The sequence below is a fragment of the Nonomuraea sp. NPDC050310 genome (assembly GCF_040655795.1).
In the GTDB taxonomy this organism is placed as follows: Bacteria; Actinomycetota; Actinomycetes; order Streptosporangiales; family Streptosporangiaceae; genus Nonomuraea.
Genome location: NZ_JBFAKP010000001.1, coordinates 476511 through 494854, shown reverse-complemented (window position 1 = coordinate 494854; position 18344 = coordinate 476511). Strand labels below are relative to the sequence as shown.

Annotated in this window: 20 protein-coding genes; 13 read left to right on the top strand and 7 right to left on the bottom strand. The window is 72.1% G+C overall.

All coding sequences use genetic code 11. The annotated features are described in order from the left end of the window. Positions 1-54: 54 nt before the first annotated feature. Both AB0I67_RS02490 and AB0I67_RS02485 read left to right on the top strand, forming a co-directional pair. Positions 55-936 (top strand): AEC family transporter, encoded by an 882-nt coding sequence (locus tag AB0I67_RS02490; protein ID WP_357916359.1) that lies wholly within the window; start codon positions 55-57, stop codon positions 934-936. Positions 937-1017: 81 nt separating this feature from the next. Further along, complete coding sequence (locus tag AB0I67_RS02485; RefSeq protein ID WP_357916356.1) at positions 1018-1689, top strand: Uma2 family endonuclease; 672 nt, start codon at positions 1018-1020, stop codon at positions 1687-1689. On the opposite strand, the gene AB0I67_RS02480 is transcribed toward AB0I67_RS02485, so the two are convergent. Beyond that, a complete protein-coding gene (locus AB0I67_RS02480; RefSeq protein ID WP_357916353.1) occupies positions 1686-3080 on the bottom strand; it encodes an NAD(P)H-quinone dehydrogenase in 1395 nt (464 codons plus the stop codon). The genes AB0I67_RS02485 and AB0I67_RS02480 overlap by 4 nt on opposite strands. A 56-nt stretch (positions 3081-3136) precedes the next feature. On the opposite strand from AB0I67_RS02480, the gene AB0I67_RS02475 reads away from it, so the two are divergent. The 11 genes from AB0I67_RS02475 (at position 3137) to AB0I67_RS02425 (ending at position 13156) form a co-directional block, all read left to right on the top strand. Further along, the gene (locus AB0I67_RS02475) at positions 3137-3577 is read left to right on the top strand and encodes a gamma-glutamylcyclotransferase (RefSeq protein ID WP_357916350.1); all 441 of its coding nucleotides are present in this window, start codon (positions 3137-3139) and stop codon (positions 3575-3577) included. Between the two features lie 31 nt (positions 3578-3608). Next, positions 3609-4409, top strand: coding sequence for a purine-nucleoside phosphorylase (locus AB0I67_RS02470; RefSeq protein ID WP_357916347.1), 801 nt, complete (start codon positions 3609-3611; stop codon positions 4407-4409). Then, positions 4406-6022, top strand: a complete 1617-nt coding sequence (locus tag AB0I67_RS02465; protein ID WP_357916344.1) for a phospho-sugar mutase — start codon at positions 4406-4408, stop codon at positions 6020-6022. Before AB0I67_RS02470 ends, AB0I67_RS02465 begins: the two co-directional genes overlap by 4 nt. A gap of 283 nt (positions 6023-6305) precedes the next feature. After that, positions 6306-6698 (top strand): hypothetical protein, encoded by a 393-nt coding sequence (locus tag AB0I67_RS02460; protein WP_357916341.1) that lies wholly within the window; start codon positions 6306-6308, stop codon positions 6696-6698. Between the two features lie 42 nt (positions 6699-6740). Next, positions 6741-8879, top strand: a complete 2139-nt coding sequence (locus AB0I67_RS02455) for a peptidase domain-containing ABC transporter (RefSeq protein WP_357916338.1) — start codon at positions 6741-6743, stop codon at positions 8877-8879. A 71-nt stretch (positions 8880-8950) separates the two neighbouring features. Continuing rightward, complete coding sequence (locus AB0I67_RS02450) at positions 8951-9085, top strand: hypothetical protein (protein ID WP_357916335.1); 135 nt, start codon at positions 8951-8953, stop codon at positions 9083-9085. Continuing rightward, the gene (locus AB0I67_RS02445; protein WP_357916332.1) at positions 9085-10035 is read left to right on the top strand and encodes an MvdC/MvdD family ATP grasp protein; all 951 of its coding nucleotides are present in this window, start codon (positions 9085-9087) and stop codon (positions 10033-10035) included. Before AB0I67_RS02450 ends, AB0I67_RS02445 begins: the two co-directional genes overlap by 1 nt. Beyond that, entirely contained in the window at positions 10032-10955 is a 924-nt protein-coding gene (locus AB0I67_RS02440) for a hypothetical protein (RefSeq protein WP_357916329.1), read from the top strand. The genes AB0I67_RS02445 and AB0I67_RS02440 overlap by 4 nt, the downstream gene beginning before the upstream one ends. A gap of 107 nt (positions 10956-11062) precedes the next feature. Beyond that, on the top strand, positions 11063-11203 hold the full coding sequence (locus AB0I67_RS02435; RefSeq protein ID WP_357916326.1) for a hypothetical protein: 141 nt from the start codon (positions 11063-11065) through the stop codon (positions 11201-11203). 76 nt (positions 11204-11279) lie between these two features. Further along, positions 11280-12248, top strand: a complete 969-nt coding sequence (locus AB0I67_RS02430) for an MvdC/MvdD family ATP grasp protein (RefSeq protein WP_357916323.1) — start codon at positions 11280-11282, stop codon at positions 12246-12248. Next, the gene (locus AB0I67_RS02425) at positions 12245-13156 is read left to right on the top strand and encodes a TIGR04500 family putative peptide maturation system protein (protein ID WP_357916321.1); all 912 of its coding nucleotides are present in this window, start codon (positions 12245-12247) and stop codon (positions 13154-13156) included. The genes AB0I67_RS02430 and AB0I67_RS02425 overlap by 4 nt, the downstream gene beginning before the upstream one ends. A gap of 3 nt (positions 13157-13159) precedes the next feature. Here the strand turns inward: AB0I67_RS02425 and AB0I67_RS02420 are convergent, their stop codons facing one another. From AB0I67_RS02420 to AB0I67_RS02395, 6 genes are all read right to left on the bottom strand, one after another. Continuing rightward, on the bottom strand, positions 13160-13978 hold the full coding sequence (locus tag AB0I67_RS02420; protein WP_357916318.1) for a MerR family transcriptional regulator: 819 nt from the start codon (positions 13976-13978) through the stop codon (positions 13160-13162). A gap of 52 nt (positions 13979-14030) precedes the next feature. Then, positions 14031-14657, bottom strand: coding sequence for a PH domain-containing protein (locus tag AB0I67_RS02415; RefSeq protein ID WP_357916315.1), 627 nt, complete (start codon positions 14655-14657; stop codon positions 14031-14033). After that, positions 14654-15724 carry an adenosine deaminase gene (locus tag AB0I67_RS02410; protein ID WP_357916312.1) on the bottom strand — a complete coding sequence of 357 codons (1071 nt, stop codon included), beginning with the start codon at positions 15722-15724 and terminating at the stop codon, positions 14654-14656. The genes AB0I67_RS02415 and AB0I67_RS02410 overlap by 4 nt, the downstream gene beginning before the upstream one ends. Positions 15725-15740: 16 nt before the next feature. Continuing rightward, entirely contained in the window at positions 15741-16091 is a 351-nt protein-coding gene (locus AB0I67_RS02405; protein ID WP_357916309.1) for a cupin, read from the bottom strand. Between the two features lie 5 nt (positions 16092-16096). Next, positions 16097-16753 carry a hypothetical protein gene (locus tag AB0I67_RS02400; protein ID WP_357916306.1) on the bottom strand — a complete coding sequence of 219 codons (657 nt, stop codon included), beginning with the start codon at positions 16751-16753 and terminating at the stop codon, positions 16097-16099. A gap of 110 nt (positions 16754-16863) precedes the next feature. After that, complete coding sequence (locus tag AB0I67_RS02395; RefSeq protein ID WP_357916303.1) at positions 16864-18276, bottom strand: MFS transporter; 1413 nt, start codon at positions 18274-18276, stop codon at positions 16864-16866. Positions 18277-18344: the final 68 nt, after the last annotated feature.

Sequence of the window (18344 nt, the reverse complement as noted above, 5' to 3'; positions counted from 1 at the left end):
CGCCGCCGGGACCGCCCACGGGGGGCGATATGCGAGCCTTGATAGGTTCGTCGGGTGTCGGCAATCTTTGCGGCCTTCGTCCCCATCTGGTGCTTAGGTTTCCTCGGCTGGGCGGCGAGCCGCAGCGGCCGGGTGCCGCCGCAGGCGCAGGGCGTCTTCACCTGGTTCACCTTCAACCTGGCGATGCCCGCGGTGCTCTTCCTCATCCTGAGCCGGACCGACCTGGCCACCATCAGGTTCGGGCCGCTGGCCGCCTTCGCGATCAGCACCGTGGTGATCGGCGGGGCCATGGTGCCGCTGCTGCGTGGCAAGCTGCACGAGCGCATCGTCGCGGTGATGGCCTCCTGCTACGTCAACGCCGGCAACCTGGGCATCCCGATCGCGCTCTACCTGCTCAACGACGTGACCTTCGCGATCTCCGTCATCCTCTTCCAGATCCTGATCATGTCCCCGCCGATCTTCATGGCGCTCGGCGCGGAGAAGCGGTTCACCCTGGCTCCGCTGCGCACCCCGAACCTGATCGCCAGCGGCCTCGGCCTGGCCTTCGCCGCGACCGGCCTCGACCTCCCCGCCGTGGTCACCGGCACCCTGGAGTCACTGGGTGGCGCCGCCGTACCCCTGGCCGTCTTCGCGCTGGGCATGTCCCTGCACGTCCCCCGTGCCGAACTCAGCCGCCCCGGCCTGCTCAGCCTGGTCGTCGCGGTCAAACTCGTGGCCCACCCGGCCATCGCCTTCCTCGTCGGCCACTTCCTGCTGCGCCTGGACCAGCCCGCGCTCTTCTCCGCGGTCGTCTTCGCCGCCCTGCCCTCGGCCCAGAACACCTTCGTCTACGCCAGCGCCTACGGCCGCCCCGCCGGCCTGGCCCGCGACGCCATCCTCGTCACCAGCCTGCTCTCCCTCGCCACCGTCCCCCTCCTGGCCCTGCTCCTGCAGTGATAACGCACCGCGTCTGCCCCGCTTTTCCCGCGTTGGGCTTACGCTGAGTAAGCGGAATCTCTACGATGACGGGAGCTGATCGTGAGTGAGGTGTCGCGCAAGGTGACCATCGCCGAGATCCACGGCCCCATCCTCGTTCCCGACTCCCCGTACCGCATGTGGGTGGACGGCACGCTCGATGACTATCTCCGCGTTCCCGACGGCAGCCGAGTCGAGATCATCGATGGAGAGATCGTCGTGTCCCCTGCCCCCATCACTCGGCACAATCATGCCGTCCGGCACCTCGCCGGCCTGTTCTACCTGCGCGGGGCCACCGGCTCTGCTTACCGCTGGCGCGAGTACCAGACGGAAGGGCTCAACTTCCTGGCCGAGGAGAGCGGCTTCATCCCCGACCTGCTGGTGCTGGACCGGGAGCTCGAGCAGGAAGCCCTCCAGGGAAACGCCCGCGAGCTGCTGCCCGATCAGGTGGAGCTGGTCGTCGAGGTGACTTCAGAAGGCAGCGCCTCCGTGGACCGCCCGCCGACCGCCGGGCAGCGCAGGAACAAGTGGCGCGCCTACGCCCGCGCCGAGATCCCCTACTACCTCCTGGTCGACCTCGACCCACAGGTCGCCACGACCACTCTGTACTCCATCCCCGATCCCGCCTCAGCGGCCTACCTGCACTCGGAGTCCTGGGCTCTCGGCGAGACGACCGTCCTGCCCGATCCGCTCACCCTGGAGATTCCCACGGACACCTGGCTGACCTGGGCCTAGATGCCGATGGCGGCCATGGGCTGCATGAGGCGGCGGGCGGCTTCGGTGATGGAGCCGGACAGGGACGGGTAGACGGCGAAGGTGTGGGCGAGCTGGTCGACGGTGAGGCGCTGCTGCACGGCGACGGAGACGGCGAGGATGAGCTCGGAGGCGCGCGGGGCGACGACGACGCCGCCGAGGATGATCCCGGTGTGCGGGCGGCAGAAGAGCTTGACGAAGCCGTCGTGGAAGCCCTGCATCTTGGCCCGGGCGTTGGTGGCGAGCGGGAGCTTGACGACGTTCGCCTCGATCTCGCCGGCCTCGATCTGCTTCTGCGACACGCCGACGCTGGCGATCTCGGGGTCGGTGAAGATGTTGGCCGCGACGGTGGCCAGGCGGAGCGGCTGGACGGCCTCGCCCAGCGCGTGCCAGACGGCGATGCGGCCCTGCATGGCGGCGACGGAGGCGAGCATGAGCACGCCGGTGCAGTCGCCGGCCGCGTAGACGCCGGGCGCGGAGGTGCGGGAGACCTTGTCGACCTTGACGAAGCCGCCGGCGTCGAGCTGGACGCCGACCTCCTCCAGGCCCATGCCGGCGGTGTTGGGCACCATGCCGACGGTCATGAGGGCGTGGGAGCCCTCGGCGGTGCGGCCGTCCTCCAGGGTGACCACGACGCCGTCGGTGGTGCGCTGCACGGAGGTGGCGCGCGAGCGGCCCATGACGTTCATCCCACGGCGGCGGTAGACCTCTTCGAGGACCTCGGAGGCGTCGGCGTCCTCGTTGGGCATCATCCGGTCGCGGCTGGAGACCAGCGTGACCTCCGAGCCCAGCGACCGGTAGGCGCCGGCGAACTCGGCGCCGGTGACGCCGGAGCCGACGACGATGAGGTGCTCGGGCAGCTCCTTGAGGTCGTAGAGCTGCCGCCAGGTGAGGATGCGCTCGCCGTCGGGCTCGGCGCCCTTGAGGATGCGCGGCGTCGCGCCGGTCGCGACCAGCACCACGTCCGCCCGGATGGTACGGTCACCCGCCCGCACGACCTGCGGGTCGACCAGCCGCCCGGTGGCCTTGATGATCTCGACGCCCTCGGCGGCGACCCGCGCGGCGATGTCGCTCGACTGCGCCTGGGCCAGCTCCTTCACCCGCTGGTTGACCAGCGGCACGTCGATCTCGGGCGTGCCGACGTCGCCGTCGGCCCCGCCGGAGTAGTGGACGCCCAGCGACGGCGCGTCGAGCAGCGCCTGCTTGCGGACCGAGGTCGCGATCAGCGTCTTGGACGGCACGCAGTCGGTCAGGACGCACGCGCCGCCCAGACCGTCCTGCTCCACCATCGTGACTTGCGCGCCTAGTTGCGCGGCCACCAGCGCCGCCTCGTAGCCGCCTGGTCCGCCACCGATGATCACGATCCTCGTCACGTGTCCCATTGTCCCGCATCCGCCAACCAGGAGGTGAAGCGGTACCCTAGGTGGCTATGCCGGTCTACGCCGCTTACGGCTCCAACATGGATCCCAAGCAGATGGCCATCCGCGCTCCGCACTCTCCGATCAGGGGAGCTGGCTGGGTGTCCGGGTGGCGGCTCACGTTCGGCGGGGCCGATCTGGGCTGGGAGGGCGCGCTCGCGACCATCGTCGAAGACGAGTACGAGCAGGTCTTCGTGGTGCTCTACGACGTGCCCGAGTGGGACGAGGCCGAGCTCGACCAATGGGAAGGCGCGAGCCGGGGGCTCTATCACAAGATCCGGCTCCGGGTGCACACGCTCGACGGCGACGTGCTGGCCTGGTTCTACGTGCTCGACGCCTACGAGGGCGGCCTGCCTTCGGCCCGCTACTTGGGCATCCTGGCCGACGCCGCCGAGCAGGCGGGCGCGCCCGACGACTACGTGAAGGACCTGCGGGCCCGCCCTTGCACGTGAAACCCGACGCGGTGCTCATAAACTACTGAAGGTGAGCAACCCATATGACCTTGCCCAGGAAGCCGCCGCCGCGCTGAAGCGGGCGACCGGGCTCGACTCCTTCGACGTCGCGCTTGTCATGGGCTCCGGGTGGGTGCCCGCCGCCGACGCGCTCGGCGAGACCGTCGCCGAGGTCGCCTTCGTCGAGCTGCCCGGCTTCTCGGCGCCCGCCGTGGCGGGACACGGCGGCAAGATCCGCGTCGTCCGCACCGCGGGCGACCGCCTGGCGCTCGTCTTCCTCGGCCGCACCCACCTGTACGAGGGCCGCGGCGTCGAGCCCGTCGTCCACGGCGTGCGCACCGCGGCCGCGGCCGGGGTGAGCACGCTGGTGCTGACCAACGCCGCGGGCGGCCTGCGCCCCGAGACCCAGAACGTCGGCGACCCGGTCCTGATCAGCGACCACATCAATCTGACCGGCGCCAACCCGATCACCGGCACCGCCTTCCTCGACCTCACCGAGGTCTACTCCAAGCGGCTGCGCGCGCTGGTGCGCGAGATCGACCCGTCCCTCGCCGAGGGCGTCTACGTCGCCTTCCGCGGCCCGACCTACGAGACGCCCGCCGAGATCCGCATGCTGCGCACCCTCGGCGGCGACATGATCGGCATGTCCACCGTGCTGGAGGCGGTCGCCGCCCGCGAGGCCGGCCTGGAGGTGCTGGGCCTGTCCCTGGTGACCAACCCCGGCGCGGGCCTGGTCGGCGAGCCGCTCAACCACGAGGAGGTCCTCGAGGTGGGCCGCGCCACCGCCGCCCGGATGGGCGTCCTGCTGGCGAAGGTGGTCGATCGCCTGTGAGCCCGAGCAGCCGCGAGCTGGCCGAGCAGTGGCTGGCCCAGGATCCCGACCCGGAGACCAGGGCCGAGCTGGAGGCGTTGCTCGACGACCCGGCCGCGCTGGAGGCGCGGTTCGGCGCCAAGCTGGAGTTCGGTACGGCAGGCCTGCGCGGCGAGCTCGGCGCGGGCCCCAACCGGATGAACCGGGTGACCGTCCAGCGGGCGGCGGCCGGGCTGGCCCGGGTGCTGGGGCCGGGCAAGCACGTGGTGATCGGCTACGACGCGCGGCACAACTCCGACGTCTTCGCCCGCGACACCGCCGAGGTGCTGACCGGGGCCGGGCTGAGCGCCTCGGTGCTGCCCAGGCCGCTGCCGACGCCGGTGCTGGCCTTCGCCGTACGCAAGCTGGGCGCCGACGCCGGCGTCACGGTGACGGCGAGCCACAACCCGCCGCGCGACAACGGCTACAAGGTCTACTGGAACGACGGCTCGCAGATCGTGCCGCCGGTCGACTCGCAGATCTCGGCCGCCATCGACGCGGTGGGCCGGGTGGACGAGCTGCCGCGCGGCGAGTCCTACGAGACGCTGGGCGAGTCCATCGTGGACGCCTACCTGCAGGCGGTCACCACGCTGCCCCTGGGCGACGCCCGGCTGCTCAAGGTGGCCTACACGCCGCTGCACGGCGTCGGGGCCAGCGTGCTGGAGCGGGCGTTCATGACCGCGGGCTTCGACGCGCCCGAGATCGTCGAGGCGCAGCGCGAGCCCGACCCCGACTTCCCTACCGTGGCCTTCCCCAACCCGGAGGAGCCGGGGGCGATGGACCTCGCCTTCGACCTGGCCGGGAAGATCGGCGCCGACCTGGTGCTGGCCAACGACCCCGACGCCGACCGGTGCGCGGTGGGCGTGCCCCTGGCCGACGGCGGCTTCCGCATGCTCACCGGCGACGAGGTCGGCGGGCTGCTGGCCGAGCACGTGCTGGGCAACACCTCCGGCGACTGCCTGGTGGCCTCCACGATCGTCTCCTCGACGCTGCTGGGAAAGATCGCGGCGGAGTACGGCGTACGGCACGCCGAGACGTTGACCGGGTTCAAGTGGCTGATGAAGGCCGGGGACGGGCTGGTCTACGCCTACGAGGAGGCGCTGGGTTACAGCGTCGGCTCGGATGCGGGGCTGCCGGTGCACGACAAGGACGGCATCTCGGCCGCGCTCAGCGTGGCGAGCATCGCGGCGGCGGCCAAGCGGGACGGGCGGACGTTGCTCGATCTGCTGGACGATCAGGCTCGGCGGTTCGGGCTGCATGCTACGGCGCAGTTGTCGTTCCGGGTGGCGGACCTCTCGCTGATCGCCGGGGCGATGGCGCGGTTGCGGGCTGAGCCGCCTGGGGCGCTCGGGGGGCGGGTTGTGGAATCGGTGGACGACCTCAGCCTTGGGTCTGCTGGGTTGCCGCCTACCGACGGGTTGCGGTATCGGCTGGCCGGCGGGGCTCGGGTGGTGGTGCGGCCCTCGGGGACCGAGCCGAAGCTCAAGTGTTACCTGGAGGTGGTCGTGGCTGGGGATCCTCGGGAGGCTCGGGTTCAGGCTGAGGCGGATCTGGGTGCGCTCAAGGTGGATCTGGCTGGGGCTCTCGGGCTCTGACCGTAGCCCCGTCCCGCCATGCCCGGCTCCCCCACCTCTCGGGCTGGCCGTCCAAGGGGGGAAGAGGGCCCGGGCTGGGGGCGGGAGGCCACCCGAAACCCCGGGCTCCGGGCACTCCCTCCCCCGGGACCCCGGGTTCCGGGCACTCCCTCCTCCCGTACTCCCGCGCACCGGGCACCCCTCTCCCTGCAATCCCGGGCGCCGGGGCACGGGGGCCGGGATTCTGGTCAGGGGGCAGTGGGGGACAAGCGGTTTCCAAGGCGGGCGCGTCAGGATGCCGGGCATGGCTGAGGGGATGTTCCGGGCGGCGGCGTTGCGACGGGTGTTGGAGCGCCGCGACGAGCGCGAACGCTTGTGGTTGCCCGCCGGAAGGGAGTTCGCCGCGTTCTGGGTGGCGGCGGTCGTGCTGCTGCTGGTGCTCGGCGGGCTGGCCCTGGTCCGGGTGCCGGCCCACGTGCAGGTGCCGGCCGTGGTCAAGGCCGGTCAGATCCAGGTGAGCGGCCAGCGGGCGGGCGCCACGGCGGTGGTACGGCTGCCGGGCCTGGAAGCCGCCTGCACGGTGGCCGCCGGGCGCGCGCTGGAGTGCCCGGTCCCACTGCCGGAGGGCGCGCGGGGCGTGGTCACGGTGGAGCGCGGCCACCAGAGCGTGCTGAGCCGCCTGCTGTCGCCCAAGTGATCCACAAGCCGCCGACAAGACCGGCCTGCCAGCATCTCGCGAATGAGCAGGCGAGTCCCCATCCGGATGCAGAGCGGGCTGGCCGAGTGCGGGGCGGCGTGCCTGGCGATGGTGTTGAGCTGGCACGGCCGGCGCACCACCGTACGCGAGGTGAGCGACCGGGCGGCCGTGGGCCGCGACGGGCTGTCCGCGCTGGCCCTGGTGCACACCGCCCGCGAGTTCGGGCTGGAGTCCAAGGCGTTCTCCGTCGAGCCCGAGCAACTGCGCAAGGTGCCGCTCCCGGCGATCGTGCACTGGGAGTTCAACCACTTCGTGGTCGTGGAGAGTTTCGGCCCGCGCGGGGTCCGGGTGGTCGACCCGGCGCGCGGGCGGCGGCACCTGACCCATGCCGAGTTCGACGTCGGCTTCACCGGCGTCGTGCTGGCCTTCGCGCCCGATGACGGGTTCCAGCCGGGCCGGGGCGCCGGGCGTCCCTGGCTGACCGCCTTCCTGCGCGAGGCGCTGGCCGGGCAACGGGCGCTGATCATGCAGATCCTGCTGGTGTCCCTGCTGCTGCAACTGGCGGGGCTCGGCGTGCAGGGCTTCGCGCAGGTGCTGGTGGACACGGTGTTGCCGGTCCGCGCCGACCGGCTGCTGGCGGTGCTCGGGGCCGCGCTGGGCATCGTCGCGCTCATCCATCTCGTGCTGGGTTACCTGCGCTCGCTGGCGATGCTGAATCTGCGGGTGCGGATCGACGGGCTGCTGACCGCGCGCGTGGTCGACCATCTGTTCGCGTTGCCGTACCGCTTCTTCGTCTTCCGGGGAGCCAGCGACCTCGTGCAGCGCAGCACGAGCGTCAGCCTGCTGAGACAGATGCTGACCGGCCAGGTGACCACCGCGCTGCTGGACGGGCCGCTGGCACTCGGCTACGTGCTGATCGTGACCGTGCAGGCGCCGCTGCTGGGCGCCTGTCTGATCGGCTTCGCGCTGCTCCAGGCGGGCCTGCTGCTGGCCACCAGACGGCGGATGATGGAGCTGAGTCAGCGCGAGCTGAGCGCGCAGATCGAGGCCCAGGGCTCGCTGATCGAGGCGATCGGCGGCATGGAGACGCTCAAGGTCTCCGGCACCGAACGCGCCGCCGCGAGGCGCTGGGTGCGGCTGTTCACCGCGCAGCTCAACGCCGACTCGCGGGTGAGCATGACGGAGAACGTGGTCACCACCATGCTGGACAGCGTCCGCTTCCTGGCCCCCGCCGCGCTGTTGTGGGCGGGAAGCTGGCAGGTCCTGTACGGCGGAGCCGGCCTGGGCGCCACGCTGGCCCTGACCGGCCTGGCGGTGGCGGCACTGGGCCCGATCGGCACGTTGCTGTCCAGCCTGCAGACGCTGCAGGAGGCGGTCGTGCACGTGGACCGGCTGGCCGACATCATGGAGTCCGAGCGCGAGCCGCACGGCGAGATCGAGGTCACCCACCTGGGCGGCCAGGTGGAGCTCGACCGGGTCTCCTTCCGCTACGACCCGCGCGCGCCGTGGACGTTGCGCGACATCTCCCTCAAGATCGGCGTCGGCCAGAAGATCGCGCTGGTCGGCCGGTCGGGCTCGGGCAAGAGCACGCTGGCCCGCATCCTGCTGGGCCTCTACGAGCCGACCGAGGGCACGGTCAGCTACGACGGCTTCCCCATGCCCGAGTTGGAGCGCGCCTCGCTGCGCCGCCACTTCGGCGTGGTGACCCAGGACCCCGACCTGTTCACCGGCTCGGTGCGGGAGAACATCTGCCTGGGCCGGCCCGACGCCGGCCTGGAGGAGATCACCGAGGCCGCCCGGCTGGCCTGCGTGCACGAGGACATCGCGGCGATGCCGATGGGCTACGACACGATGTTGTCGGAGGGCACGGGCCTGTCCGGCGGCCAGCGGCAACGCCTGGCGCTGGCCCGCGCGCTGCTGGCCAAGCCGCGCGTGCTGCTCCTGGACGAGGCCACCAGCCACCTCGACACCGTCACCGAGGCGGAGATCGAGAGCAACCTGTCGTGGCTCACCCAGACCCGCATCGTCATCGCCCACCGGCTCAGCACCGTGCGCGACGCCGACCTGATCGTGGTCATCGACAAGGGCCGGATCGTCGAGCGCGGCACGCACCGGCAGCTCGTGGCCCTGGGCGGGCACTACGCGGCGCTGGTCAACGGCCAGGCACCGGCCTTGCAGTGATCTCCAAGGGGATCACAAGCCGCTCGGTCGACAGTGGACCCATCCGTTCCCGAGAAACCAAGGAGCCCTTCATGGCGCTGTCCTTCAACGACCTGGCCCCGGCCGAGCTCCCCGAGGAGGCGCTCGAGTTCGTGACCGGCGGGCGTCCGGTCATCACGCAGCCGACCCTGACCTTCCGCGACGGCTGTATCCCCAACCCCCTTTGATGATCCTCACCCTGAGCGAGCCGGGTGACACGACCGCGGGACTGGTCGTGCCCCGGCTGACCGGGCCCTGCCTGTGGTGGGATCCGGCCTCCTTCCCCGGCGAGTCGAGGATCACCGCCTCGCTCGTCGGCGGGGAGCGCCGGATCGTCCTCACCACCGGCGGCGTGCCGTACGACCTGGGTCAGGTGAGCGCGATCTGGGACCGGCGGCCGGGACAGCCGCGCATCCCGGTCGTGGTCACCGACCCGGCGCACCGGGAGTGGGCCGCGAGCACCGCGGCCGAGCTGCTGGAGGGGGTGTGGGCGAGCCTGCCGGCGCGGCGGCTGCCCGGCCGCCGGGAGGACGTCCGCCTGGCGCAGAACAAGCTGGTGCACCTGGCCAGGGCGGCCGAGCTCGGCTTCAGCGTGCCGGAGACGGTCATGACCAACGACCCGGCCGAGCTGGCGCCGTTCTGGGAGCGCACCGGCGGCGAGCTGGTCACCAAGACCACCTACCCGGCCGACCTCACCCTGTACGGCGAGCGGCACCACGCCTACACCAGCGCGGCCGACCGGCGGCACCTGCGCAGCCGTCACCGGCTGCGGCACGCCCCGGCCATCCTGCAGCCGAACGTGCCCAAGGCCGTCGAGCTGCGCGTCACGGTGGTCGGCGAGCGGGTCTTCACCGCCGAGATCGACTCCCAGGCGGGCGCCTCGACCCGGCAGGACTGGCGGCACTACGAGGACTCCGCCGAGCGCTACCGCGCCGGGAAACTGCCCGGCGAGGTCGAGGCCCGCTGCGTGGAGCTGGTCCGATCCTTCGGGCTGAGCTTCGGCGCCCTCGACCTGATCGTCACACCTGAAGGGGAGCACGTGTTCGTCGACCTCAACCCGAACGGCCAGTGGGCCTGGATCGAGGACCTGACCGGCCTGCCGATCTCCGCGGCCGTCGCCGAGTGGCTGGCGGCATGAGCCTGGGTGAGACGCTGGCCTCGGCCGCGACCCTGCTGCACGGCCTGCCCCGGCGCCGCGAGGGCCTGGGGGAGGCGCGGGCCGCGGTGGCCGCCTGGGCCGCCCGCAACGCCGCGCACGCGCCGCAGCTCGTGGTGGACGAGCGCCCGGACAGCCCTCTGGTCGGCTACGACCTGCTTCTCGACCATCCCGGCGGCGGCACGCTGGCCCTCACCGTCGAGCCGGAGGACGGCCTGCCCTGGGCGGTGGCCTATTCCAGCCACTGGGCCTCCTGCCTGGCCCTGACCGTGAACGGCCAGGACCTGAGCCTGCGCCAGGCGTTGCGCGCGCTGCGCACCTACACCGGACGGGCGGCCACCGTCACCGACGCGCTCGTCGAGCACTGCCTGCTGCTCGAAGCGGCGGCCGGCGAGCAGATCACGCAGGCCGAGGCGCAGGAGGCGGCCGACGCCATCCGGCGCTCGCGCGGGCTGCTCACCGCCGCGCAGTTCACCGCCTGGCTGGCCGCGACCGGGCTGAGCACCTACGACTTCCAGCAGGAGGCCGAGCAGACCGCCCGGGTGCTGCGCTTCCGGCGGCGCAAGGAGGCCGAGCTGGCCCCGGTCCATCTGGCGGTGCACCGGCACGACTTCGACGAGGTCGAGGCGGTGTGGGTCACCTCCACGCTGCCGCTGCCGCCCGAGGCGCTGCCCGAGGCGCCCGCGCCGGCCCGGCCGGCCGGAGAGCTGCCCGAGCCGTTGCGCGCCGCCGTCACCGGGCTGGCCGTGGGGCCGCTGCCGTACGGGGAGGGGTACCTGACCGGGCTGGTGCGCTCGCGGCTGCCGGCCGACCCCGAGCAGGCCCTGCCCGCCGCCGGGCGGGCCGCCTTCCGCCAGTGGCTGGCCGGCCGGCGCACCACGGCCCGCGTCCGCTGGCACTGAGACTTCCGGTCGCTCCTCCCGAGCACCGGGGAAGGGCCCGCGCGCGCCGCACAAGGGCGGCGCGCGGGGCCGTGATCGCCGCAGCACGCGGCAGAGAGGAGGACGTCATGCGACTCAACCTTGACGACCTCGAGGCGGCAGAGATCCGCGAGGAGGACCTCGCGCTGCTCAGCGGTGCGCGCCGCGCCCAGTGGACCAAGGAGGTCGTGGCCGCCAACGGCGCCTACATCATGGGCTACGGCCACTGATCCGGGCTGACCGCTAGCTAGACCGGCCGCGGGGACCGGCGCGAACGCCCCGCGGCCACCTACTCATGGAGGCGACGTGCTGCTCGTCCTGGCCGCCAGGACCGACACCACTGTCGGGACGGTCGTTCCCAAGATCGAGCGGCAGGGGGTCGAGTGCCTGGCGTTCGATCCCGCCACCTACCCGGCCTCGGGCACGGTGACCGCCGACTTCACCGGTGGCAGGCCACGGTTCACCCTGCGCACCGGTGCGGACGAGGTCGACCTGGGCCGGGTGCGAGCTGTCTGGAACCGGCTCGCGACCGTGCCCGAGGCCGCGACGGCGGTCGCCGAGCCGTCCCACCGCGCGCACGCGGCGGGGCAGGCCCGGCGGCTGCTGGACGGCATCTGGGAGACGCTGGCCGTGCCGTGGCTGCCGGGTCCGCCCTCGGCGGTGCGGCGCGCGCACAACAAGATCATCCATCTGGCCCGGGCGGTCGAGCTGGGCTTCACCGCCCCGCCCACGCTGGTGACCAACGATCCGGCCGCCGCCGGGCGGATGTACGAGCGCAGCGAGGGCCGCATGGTCGCCAAGCTCATCGACGACCCGCCCTTCACCCTGCGCGGCGAGACGCACACGGTCTTCACCACGGTGACGACGCGGCGGATGCTCACCGCGCGGCACGCCATCCGGCACGAGCCGGTCATCCTGCAGCCGTACGTCGCCAAGCACGTCGAGCTGCGCGTGACGGTGGTGGGCGAGCGCGTCTTCGCCGCCGAGATCGACTCCCAGTCGCACCGGACCACCAGGGACGACTGGCGGCACTACGACACCGGCCGGGTGCTCTGCCGGCCGCACGCGCTCCCCCGCGAGCTGGAGCGGCGCTGCGTGGACCTGGTCGCCGGCCTGGGGCTCACCTTCGGCGCGATCGACCTCATCCTGACCCCCGAGGGCGACTACGTCTTCCTGGAGATCAACCCGAACGGCGAGTGGGGCGGCGTCGAGGAGGCCTCGGGCCTGCCGATCGGCGACGCCGTCGCCCGCTGGCTGACCGGAGGGACCCGATGACCGCTTTCGGCGCCGCCCTGGAGTCGGCGGTCGCGCTGCTGCGGCGGCTCGACCGCAGCCGGGCCGGGGTACGGCAGGCACGCGAGCTGGTCGCCGGCTGGAGCGCCGCGCATCCCGATCTCAACGCCGAGCTGGTCACCGACCTGCGCCCGGGCTCCCCCGTCGTCGACTACGACCTGCTGCTCGACCACCCCGACGGCGGCACGGTGGCGCTGACCAGCCCGCCCGACGACGGCGTGCCCTGGCTGATCGACCACTCCACGCACTGGGCGGCCAACCAGCTCGTCAGCGTCGACGGCGGCCACCTGTCGCTGCCGGAGGCGATGGTGCTGGTGCGCTCGCTCGGCCGGCACGACGAGATCGTCGAGCTGTGCCTGGTGCGCGCCGCCGTGGCGGCCGACCCGGAGCCGCTCTCCGACGCCGAGCTCCAGGAGGCCGCCGACGACTTCCGGCGGGCCCGCGGCCTGCACGACCGGGCCGCCATGCTCGCCTGGCTGGAGGCCATGGGACTGACGCCGGAGAGCTTCCAGGACTACATCGAGGAGTACGGCAAGCGCCGCCGCTTCCGCCGCCGCAAGGAGGCGGAGCTCGCGCCGGGCTGGCTGGCCCAGAACCCGGCGACCGTCGAGCTGGCCCTGGCGACCTGGGTGATCACGCACTCCCCCACCCCGGTGGCCCTGCCCGAGCCGGCCGAGCAGCCGGTCTGGGAACTGCCGGAGCCGTTGCGCTCGGGCGACCGGGTCGGTCCGGTCCGGTACGGCGACGGCTGGCTCACCGGCGAGGTGCGAACCCGTCGTCCCGCCCCCGACGGCGACGAGCGGGCGCTCCGGCAGGCCGGGCAGCTCGCCTACGCGGCCTGGCTCGCCGAGCGCCGCACCCGCGCGGACGTGCGCTGGCACTGGTGGTGAGACTCAGGCGGGAGCGATCTCCATCTGGAGCTCGGTGACCCAGTCCGCCACCTCGTCCGGGCAGTCGAGGTAGACCTCCCGGGCCAGCCCCAGCGCACGGAAGCCGTTGTCCTCCACCCAGGTGGCCAGCGCCTGGAAGGAGGCGCCGACCCCGTCCATCGGACCGCGGTGGATCAACGTGGCCGCCTGCTTCAGCTCGGGCAGGTCCACCACGTCCAGCCCGCCGGCGCCTTCGCCGTCACCCGCGATGGGCATCGCCGCGTGCACCGACACCGCCCCGTCGGCGGCGTCCAGGTAGTACGCCAGGCACGCGCCCACGGGCGTCAGACCGGTCGCCTGCGCCCGCTCCCAGAGCTGCTCGAACAGCGGCTGGATCACCGGCGTGATGTCCGCCGGCTCGTAGCCGGCCGCCTGGCCGCTCAGCTCCGCCACCCGCACCCGCTCGACCCGCTTCACGATCACTTCCAGAGGCTGCATGGCTCCCTCTTCCTCGATCATCCGGAGCCGCGCCTCGACGCCCTGCAGCCGTTGCAGGTCGGCGCTGATCTGCGCTTCGAGCTGGGCTCTGCGCAGCCGTACCATGCCGTGCAGTTCCTCGGCGCTGACCTTGTCGTCGAGGATCCGGCTCACCTGGTCGAGCGTGAACCCGAGGTCCTTCAGCGCGACGATGCGGTTGAGCCGCGCGAGCTGGGCGGCCTGGTAGGACCGGTACCCCGAGACGGGGTCGACCCGGGCGGGGCGCAGCAGGCCGATCGCGTCGTAGTGCCGCAACATGCGCACCGACACGAGGCCGAGCCTGGCGAAGTCTCCGATGCTGAACATGACTCCTCCAGGTCTACGACCTCACACGGTGTCAGGGTCAACCGGCGGGTGCTCAGGCCAGGACGGCCACGACCACCAGCGCGAGCGCGGCCAGGACCACGGCGAAGGAGTCGTAGGCCCACGCCATCCGGACCTCGCCGGGGGCCGCCTGGCTCATCCGGGCGGCCTCGGCCCGCTGGGTCACCTGCTCGCCGACCCAGTCGGCGTGCGTCTTGCCGGCCATCGCCTCGGCCATGGCCTGCTCGGCCTTGGTGCGGGCGGGTTCGGTGCGGAGCTTGCCGCGCTGGGGCTTGGGCAGGGCGCGCTGCTGGGCCTTGGCCCGCTCGCGGGCGGAGGCCATCGGGGTCCACAGGCGCAGCACGCGCGGCTTGCCCTGGGCGTCCGGCTCGCCGTACTCGACCGAGATCGAGTGGCCCACCTGCACGTCGCCGACGGTGGACCAGGGCAGCGTGACGCTGCGGAACGGGTTGCGCACCACCAGCGCCTCGTCGGTGAGCGTGGTGGCGGGCCGCAGGCCGGTCAGGTAGACCAGCGCGGTGAGCCCGCCCAGCACCGCGGCCGCGACCAGCGTGCCCTTGCCGGTGTAGTTGGCCGTCAGGTCGTAGGCGTTGAACGCCACGAAGGCCAGCCACACCCACCCGAAGACGAACGCGGTGGTGGAGCGGAACGTCTGTTTCATGCTCGCCACTTGAGCTGCGCGAAGCCCGGCTTGATCACGCCGTTGATGAGCGAGAGCCGCTCGTCGAAGGGGATGAAGGCCGACTTCATGGCGTTGACGGTGAACCACTGCAGGTCGTCCCAGCCGTAGTCGAACGCCTCGACCAGCTTGTGGAACTCCTCCGAGACGCTGGTGGAGCTCATCAGCCGGTTGTCGGTGTTGACCGTGACGCGGAAGTTGAGCCGGCGCAGCAGCCCGATCGGGTGCTGGGCGATGGAGTCGGCGGCCCCGGTCTGCAGGTTGGAGGTCGGGCACATCTCCAGCGGGATGCGCTTGTCGCGCACGTAGGCGGCCAGGCGGCCGAGCTTGGCGCCGTCCTCGGTGATGTCGTCGATGATGCGCACGCCGTGGCCGAGCCGGTCGGCGCCGCACCACTGGATCGCCTGCCAGATGGACGGCAGGCCGAAGGCCTCGCCGGCGTGGATGGTGAAGTGCGCGTTCTCCCGCTGGAGGTACTCGAAGGCGTCGAGGTGGCGGGTGGGCGGGTAGCCGGCCTCGGCGCCGGCGATGTCGAAGCCGACCACGCCGACGTCGCGGTAGCGGACCGCCAGCTCGGCGATCTCCATCGAGCGGGCCTGGTGCCGCATCGCGGTCAGCAGCGTGCCGACGCGGATGCCGCGGCCCTCGGAGCCGAGCCGGAAACCCTCCAGGACCGCCTCGACGACCTGGTCGAGGCTGAGACCGGCGGAGGTGTGCTGCTCGGGCGCGTACCGCACCTCGGCGTAGACGACGCCGTCGGCGGCGAGGTCCTCCGCGCACTCGGCGGCGACGCGGACCAGCGACTCCCGCGTCTGCATGACGCCGACGGTGTGGTCGAAGGTCTCCAGGTAGCGCACCAGCGAGCCGGAGTCGGCCGCCTCCTCGAACCAGGTGCGCAGCTGGTCGGGGTCGGTGGTCGGCAGCCGGTCGTAGCCCGTCTCGCGGGCCAGGTCGACGATGGTCTCCGCGCGCAGCCCGCCGTCAAGGTGGTCGTGGAGCAGCACCTTGGGCGCGCGGCGGATCTCCTCGAGAGTGGGTCGCTGGCTCATCTCGTCATCTTAGGCGCTAGTCCCGGTTGGCCGTGTCAGGAGCGAAGGCGGGCAGGCAGACCGCCACGTACTCCGCGCCTTCCGCGCCGGTGCTGTAGCGCACCTTCTCCCCCGGCGAGGTCACGATGGACTGCCCCGCCGACACCTCGGTCACGCCGCCGGCGTGCTCCACCAGGACGGTGCCCCGCAGGACGACGGTGTACTCGGTGAACGACGGCGTCTGGGCGGGCTCCTCCCAGTTGGCCGGCGCCACCATGTGCGCGATGGAGATGGACTCGTCCTCGCTGTTCACGCGGCCGATGTGCTCTTCGATGACCTTGCCGCCGGGCACCGGGATCCGGGTCGCCCCTTCGATCTTTCTCACCACAGGACTCAGTGTGCCACGTCCACCACGAGGCGGTTGGGGCTGGTCTGCGTGCGGATCTCGAACCCGGCCTTGCGCGCCAGGACCAGCCCGACGCCCACGTAGCCCTCGAAGTCGCCGGTGCGCACCACGTCGGTCACGTTGCCCAGGTCGGCCTGGAAGATCGGGCCGCCCTTCCAGGTCGCCCGGCCGTCGTCGGTGTGCGCATTGGCGGGGTGCAGCCGCACGTGCAGGTAGGCGCCGCCCTTGACGTTGATCCTGCGGCCGGAGCCGTCCTCGTGCAGGCCCTTCTCCCAGCGCGCGTCGTAGCCGGGCAGGTCGCCCTTCAGGTCGATCACCACCCGGTCGAAGCCGGCGTGCCGGGCGAAGCGCACCCGCGTCACCAGCGCCGCCTCCCCCTCGCCCTCGGCCTGCCGCTCGCGCGTGTCGGTCGGCACCGGCACGGCCGGGCTCTTGGGAGCGGCGGGCTTCGTGGGATCCACCGGCTTCGTGGGATCCGCCGGGGATGCCTGCGAGCCGCTCGTTTCCGGTACGGCAGGCGACCTCGACCCCGCGGGCATCCCGCCCACCGGCGAGCTGGACCCGGCCGTCGTCGTGCCCGCGCCGCACCCGGCCAGCAGGACCAGGGCGACCGCGGAAGCTGTGACCACGCGTGAGGAGCGCATGACTGTTAGGTTCCCAGCTCGCCCCCGCGCATGCGGCGCGCTATCACGGACCGGCATGGCAGAGGGCCTTCCCCGGAGGGAAGGCCCTCGCCCCCGTGCGCCGGAGGGATTCAGACGGTCTCGTAGAGCTTGGGCTCCTCGACCGCCGGCACGGCCTTGCGGGACTTGATGCCGAAGGCCGAGATGGCCAGCCCGGCCAGGCCGAGCACGAGCGAGACGACGATCGCCGCGCGCAGCGCCTCGATGGTGAGGCCGCCGGTGGACTGGGAGGTCAGGACGGCGGTGCCGATGGCCAGCACGACCGCGCCGCCCACCTGGCCGGAGGTGTTGAGCAGGCCCGAGGCCAGGCCCTGCTCGTCGTCGTGGACGCCGTTGGTGGCCTGGATGTTGAGGGCCGGGAAGGACAGGGCGAAGGCGATGCCGAGCAGGATCATGCCGGGCAGGACCATGAAGCCGATGCTGGGCGTGGCCGAGATGCCGAGGAAGATCGCGTACCCGGCGGCCAGGGCGGCCGAGCCGATGACGATCAGCTTGCCGGTGCCGAAGCGGTCGGCGAAGTCGCCCATCTTGGTGGAGGTGATCGCGACCAGCAGGCCGGCGGGCAGGAAGGCCAGGGCGGTCTGGAGGGCCGACCAGTGCAGCAGGTTCTGGAAGTACTGCATCATCACGAACTGGAAGCCCACATAGGAGCCGAACAGGATGACCAGTCCGAGGTTGGCCCGGACGATCGGCGCGGACCGGAGCAGGCCGAGCCGGACGAGGGGGTGCTTGACGCGCCGCTCGACGACCACGAAGAGGCCGAGCAGGGCGACGGCCAGCGCCAGCGAGCCGAGGGTGCGGAAGGAGCTCCAGCCGGCCTCCGGCGCCTGCACGACGGTGAAGACCAGGAGCAGCATGGAAGCGGTGATCAGGACCGCGCCGAGCAGATCGTAGCCGCCCTCGGCGCGCTCCTCGCGACCGCGCTCCAGCACCTTGATCGCCGCCACCAGCGCGATCAGCGCCACCGGGACCGGCATCAGGAAGGTCCAGCGCCAGCCCAGCTCGGTCAGCAGGCCGGAGAGCACCAGGCCCAGCGAGAAGCCGCTGGCGCCGGAGGCGGTGAAGATGCTCAGCGCCCTGTTGCGCAGCGGGCCTTCGGGGAAGGTCGTGGTGATGATCGACAAGGCGGCAGGGGCGGTGAACGCGGCGCTCACGCCCTTCACGAACCGGGCCGCGATCAGCAGCGCACCGTCGTCGACGATGCCGCCCAGCAGCGAGGCCACCGCGAAGACGCCCAGCGCGACCAGGAACACCCTGCGTCGCCCGAGCAGGTCGGCGGTCCGGCCGCCGAGCAGCAGCAGACCGCCGTAGCCGAGCACGTAGCCACTGACCACCCACTGCAGCGAGGCGGTCGACAGTCCAAGGTCCGCCTGGATGGAAGGCAGGGCCACACCGACCATCGAGACGTCGAGCGCGTCCAGGAAGATCACAGCGCAGAGGACGGTCAAGGCGCCCCAGCGGAAGGAGGAAGAGGAAGAGGACATGAGTCAGAAGATTACATGCACTCGCATCTAATGCAACAGCATTAAATTCCGTTGCATGGGAATTGGTC

Bases quoted from the DNA above. Each gene is read 5' to 3' on its own strand.
- AB0I67_RS02440 (WP_357916329.1), top strand. From the start codon at position 10,032: ATGAGCCTGGGTGAGACGCTGGCCTCGGCCGCGACCCTGCTGCACGGC.
- AB0I67_RS02395 (WP_357916303.1), bottom strand. From the start codon at position 18,276: ATGTCCTCTTCCTCTTCCTCCTTCCGCTGGGGCGCCTTGACCGTCCTC.
- AB0I67_RS02425 (WP_357916321.1), top strand. From the start codon at position 12,245: ATGACCGCTTTCGGCGCCGCCCTGGAGTCGGCGGTCGCGCTGCTGCGG.
- AB0I67_RS02475 (WP_357916350.1), top strand. From the start codon at position 3,137: ATGCCGGTCTACGCCGCTTACGGCTCCAACATGGATCCCAAGCAGATG.
- AB0I67_RS02450 (WP_357916335.1), top strand. From the start codon at position 8,951: ATGGCGCTGTCCTTCAACGACCTGGCCCCGGCCGAGCTCCCCGAGGAG.
- AB0I67_RS02435 (WP_357916326.1), top strand. From the start codon at position 11,063: ATGCGACTCAACCTTGACGACCTCGAGGCGGCAGAGATCCGCGAGGAG.
- AB0I67_RS02410 (WP_357916312.1), bottom strand. From the start codon at position 15,724: ATGAGCCAGCGACCCACTCTCGAGGAGATCCGCCGCGCGCCCAAGGTG.
- AB0I67_RS02420 (WP_357916318.1), bottom strand. From the start codon at position 13,978: ATGTTCAGCATCGGAGACTTCGCCAGGCTCGGCCTCGTGTCGGTGCGC.
- AB0I67_RS02415 (WP_357916315.1), bottom strand. From the start codon at position 14,657: ATGAAACAGACGTTCCGCTCCACCACCGCGTTCGTCTTCGGGTGGGTG.
- AB0I67_RS02400 (WP_357916306.1), bottom strand. From the start codon at position 16,753: ATGCGCTCCTCACGCGTGGTCACAGCTTCCGCGGTCGCCCTGGTCCTG.
- AB0I67_RS02455 (WP_357916338.1), top strand. From the start codon at position 6,741: ATGAGCAGGCGAGTCCCCATCCGGATGCAGAGCGGGCTGGCCGAGTGC.
- AB0I67_RS02460 (WP_357916341.1), top strand. From the start codon at position 6,306: ATGGCTGAGGGGATGTTCCGGGCGGCGGCGTTGCGACGGGTGTTGGAG.
- AB0I67_RS02445 (WP_357916332.1), top strand. From the start codon at position 9,085: ATGATCCTCACCCTGAGCGAGCCGGGTGACACGACCGCGGGACTGGTC.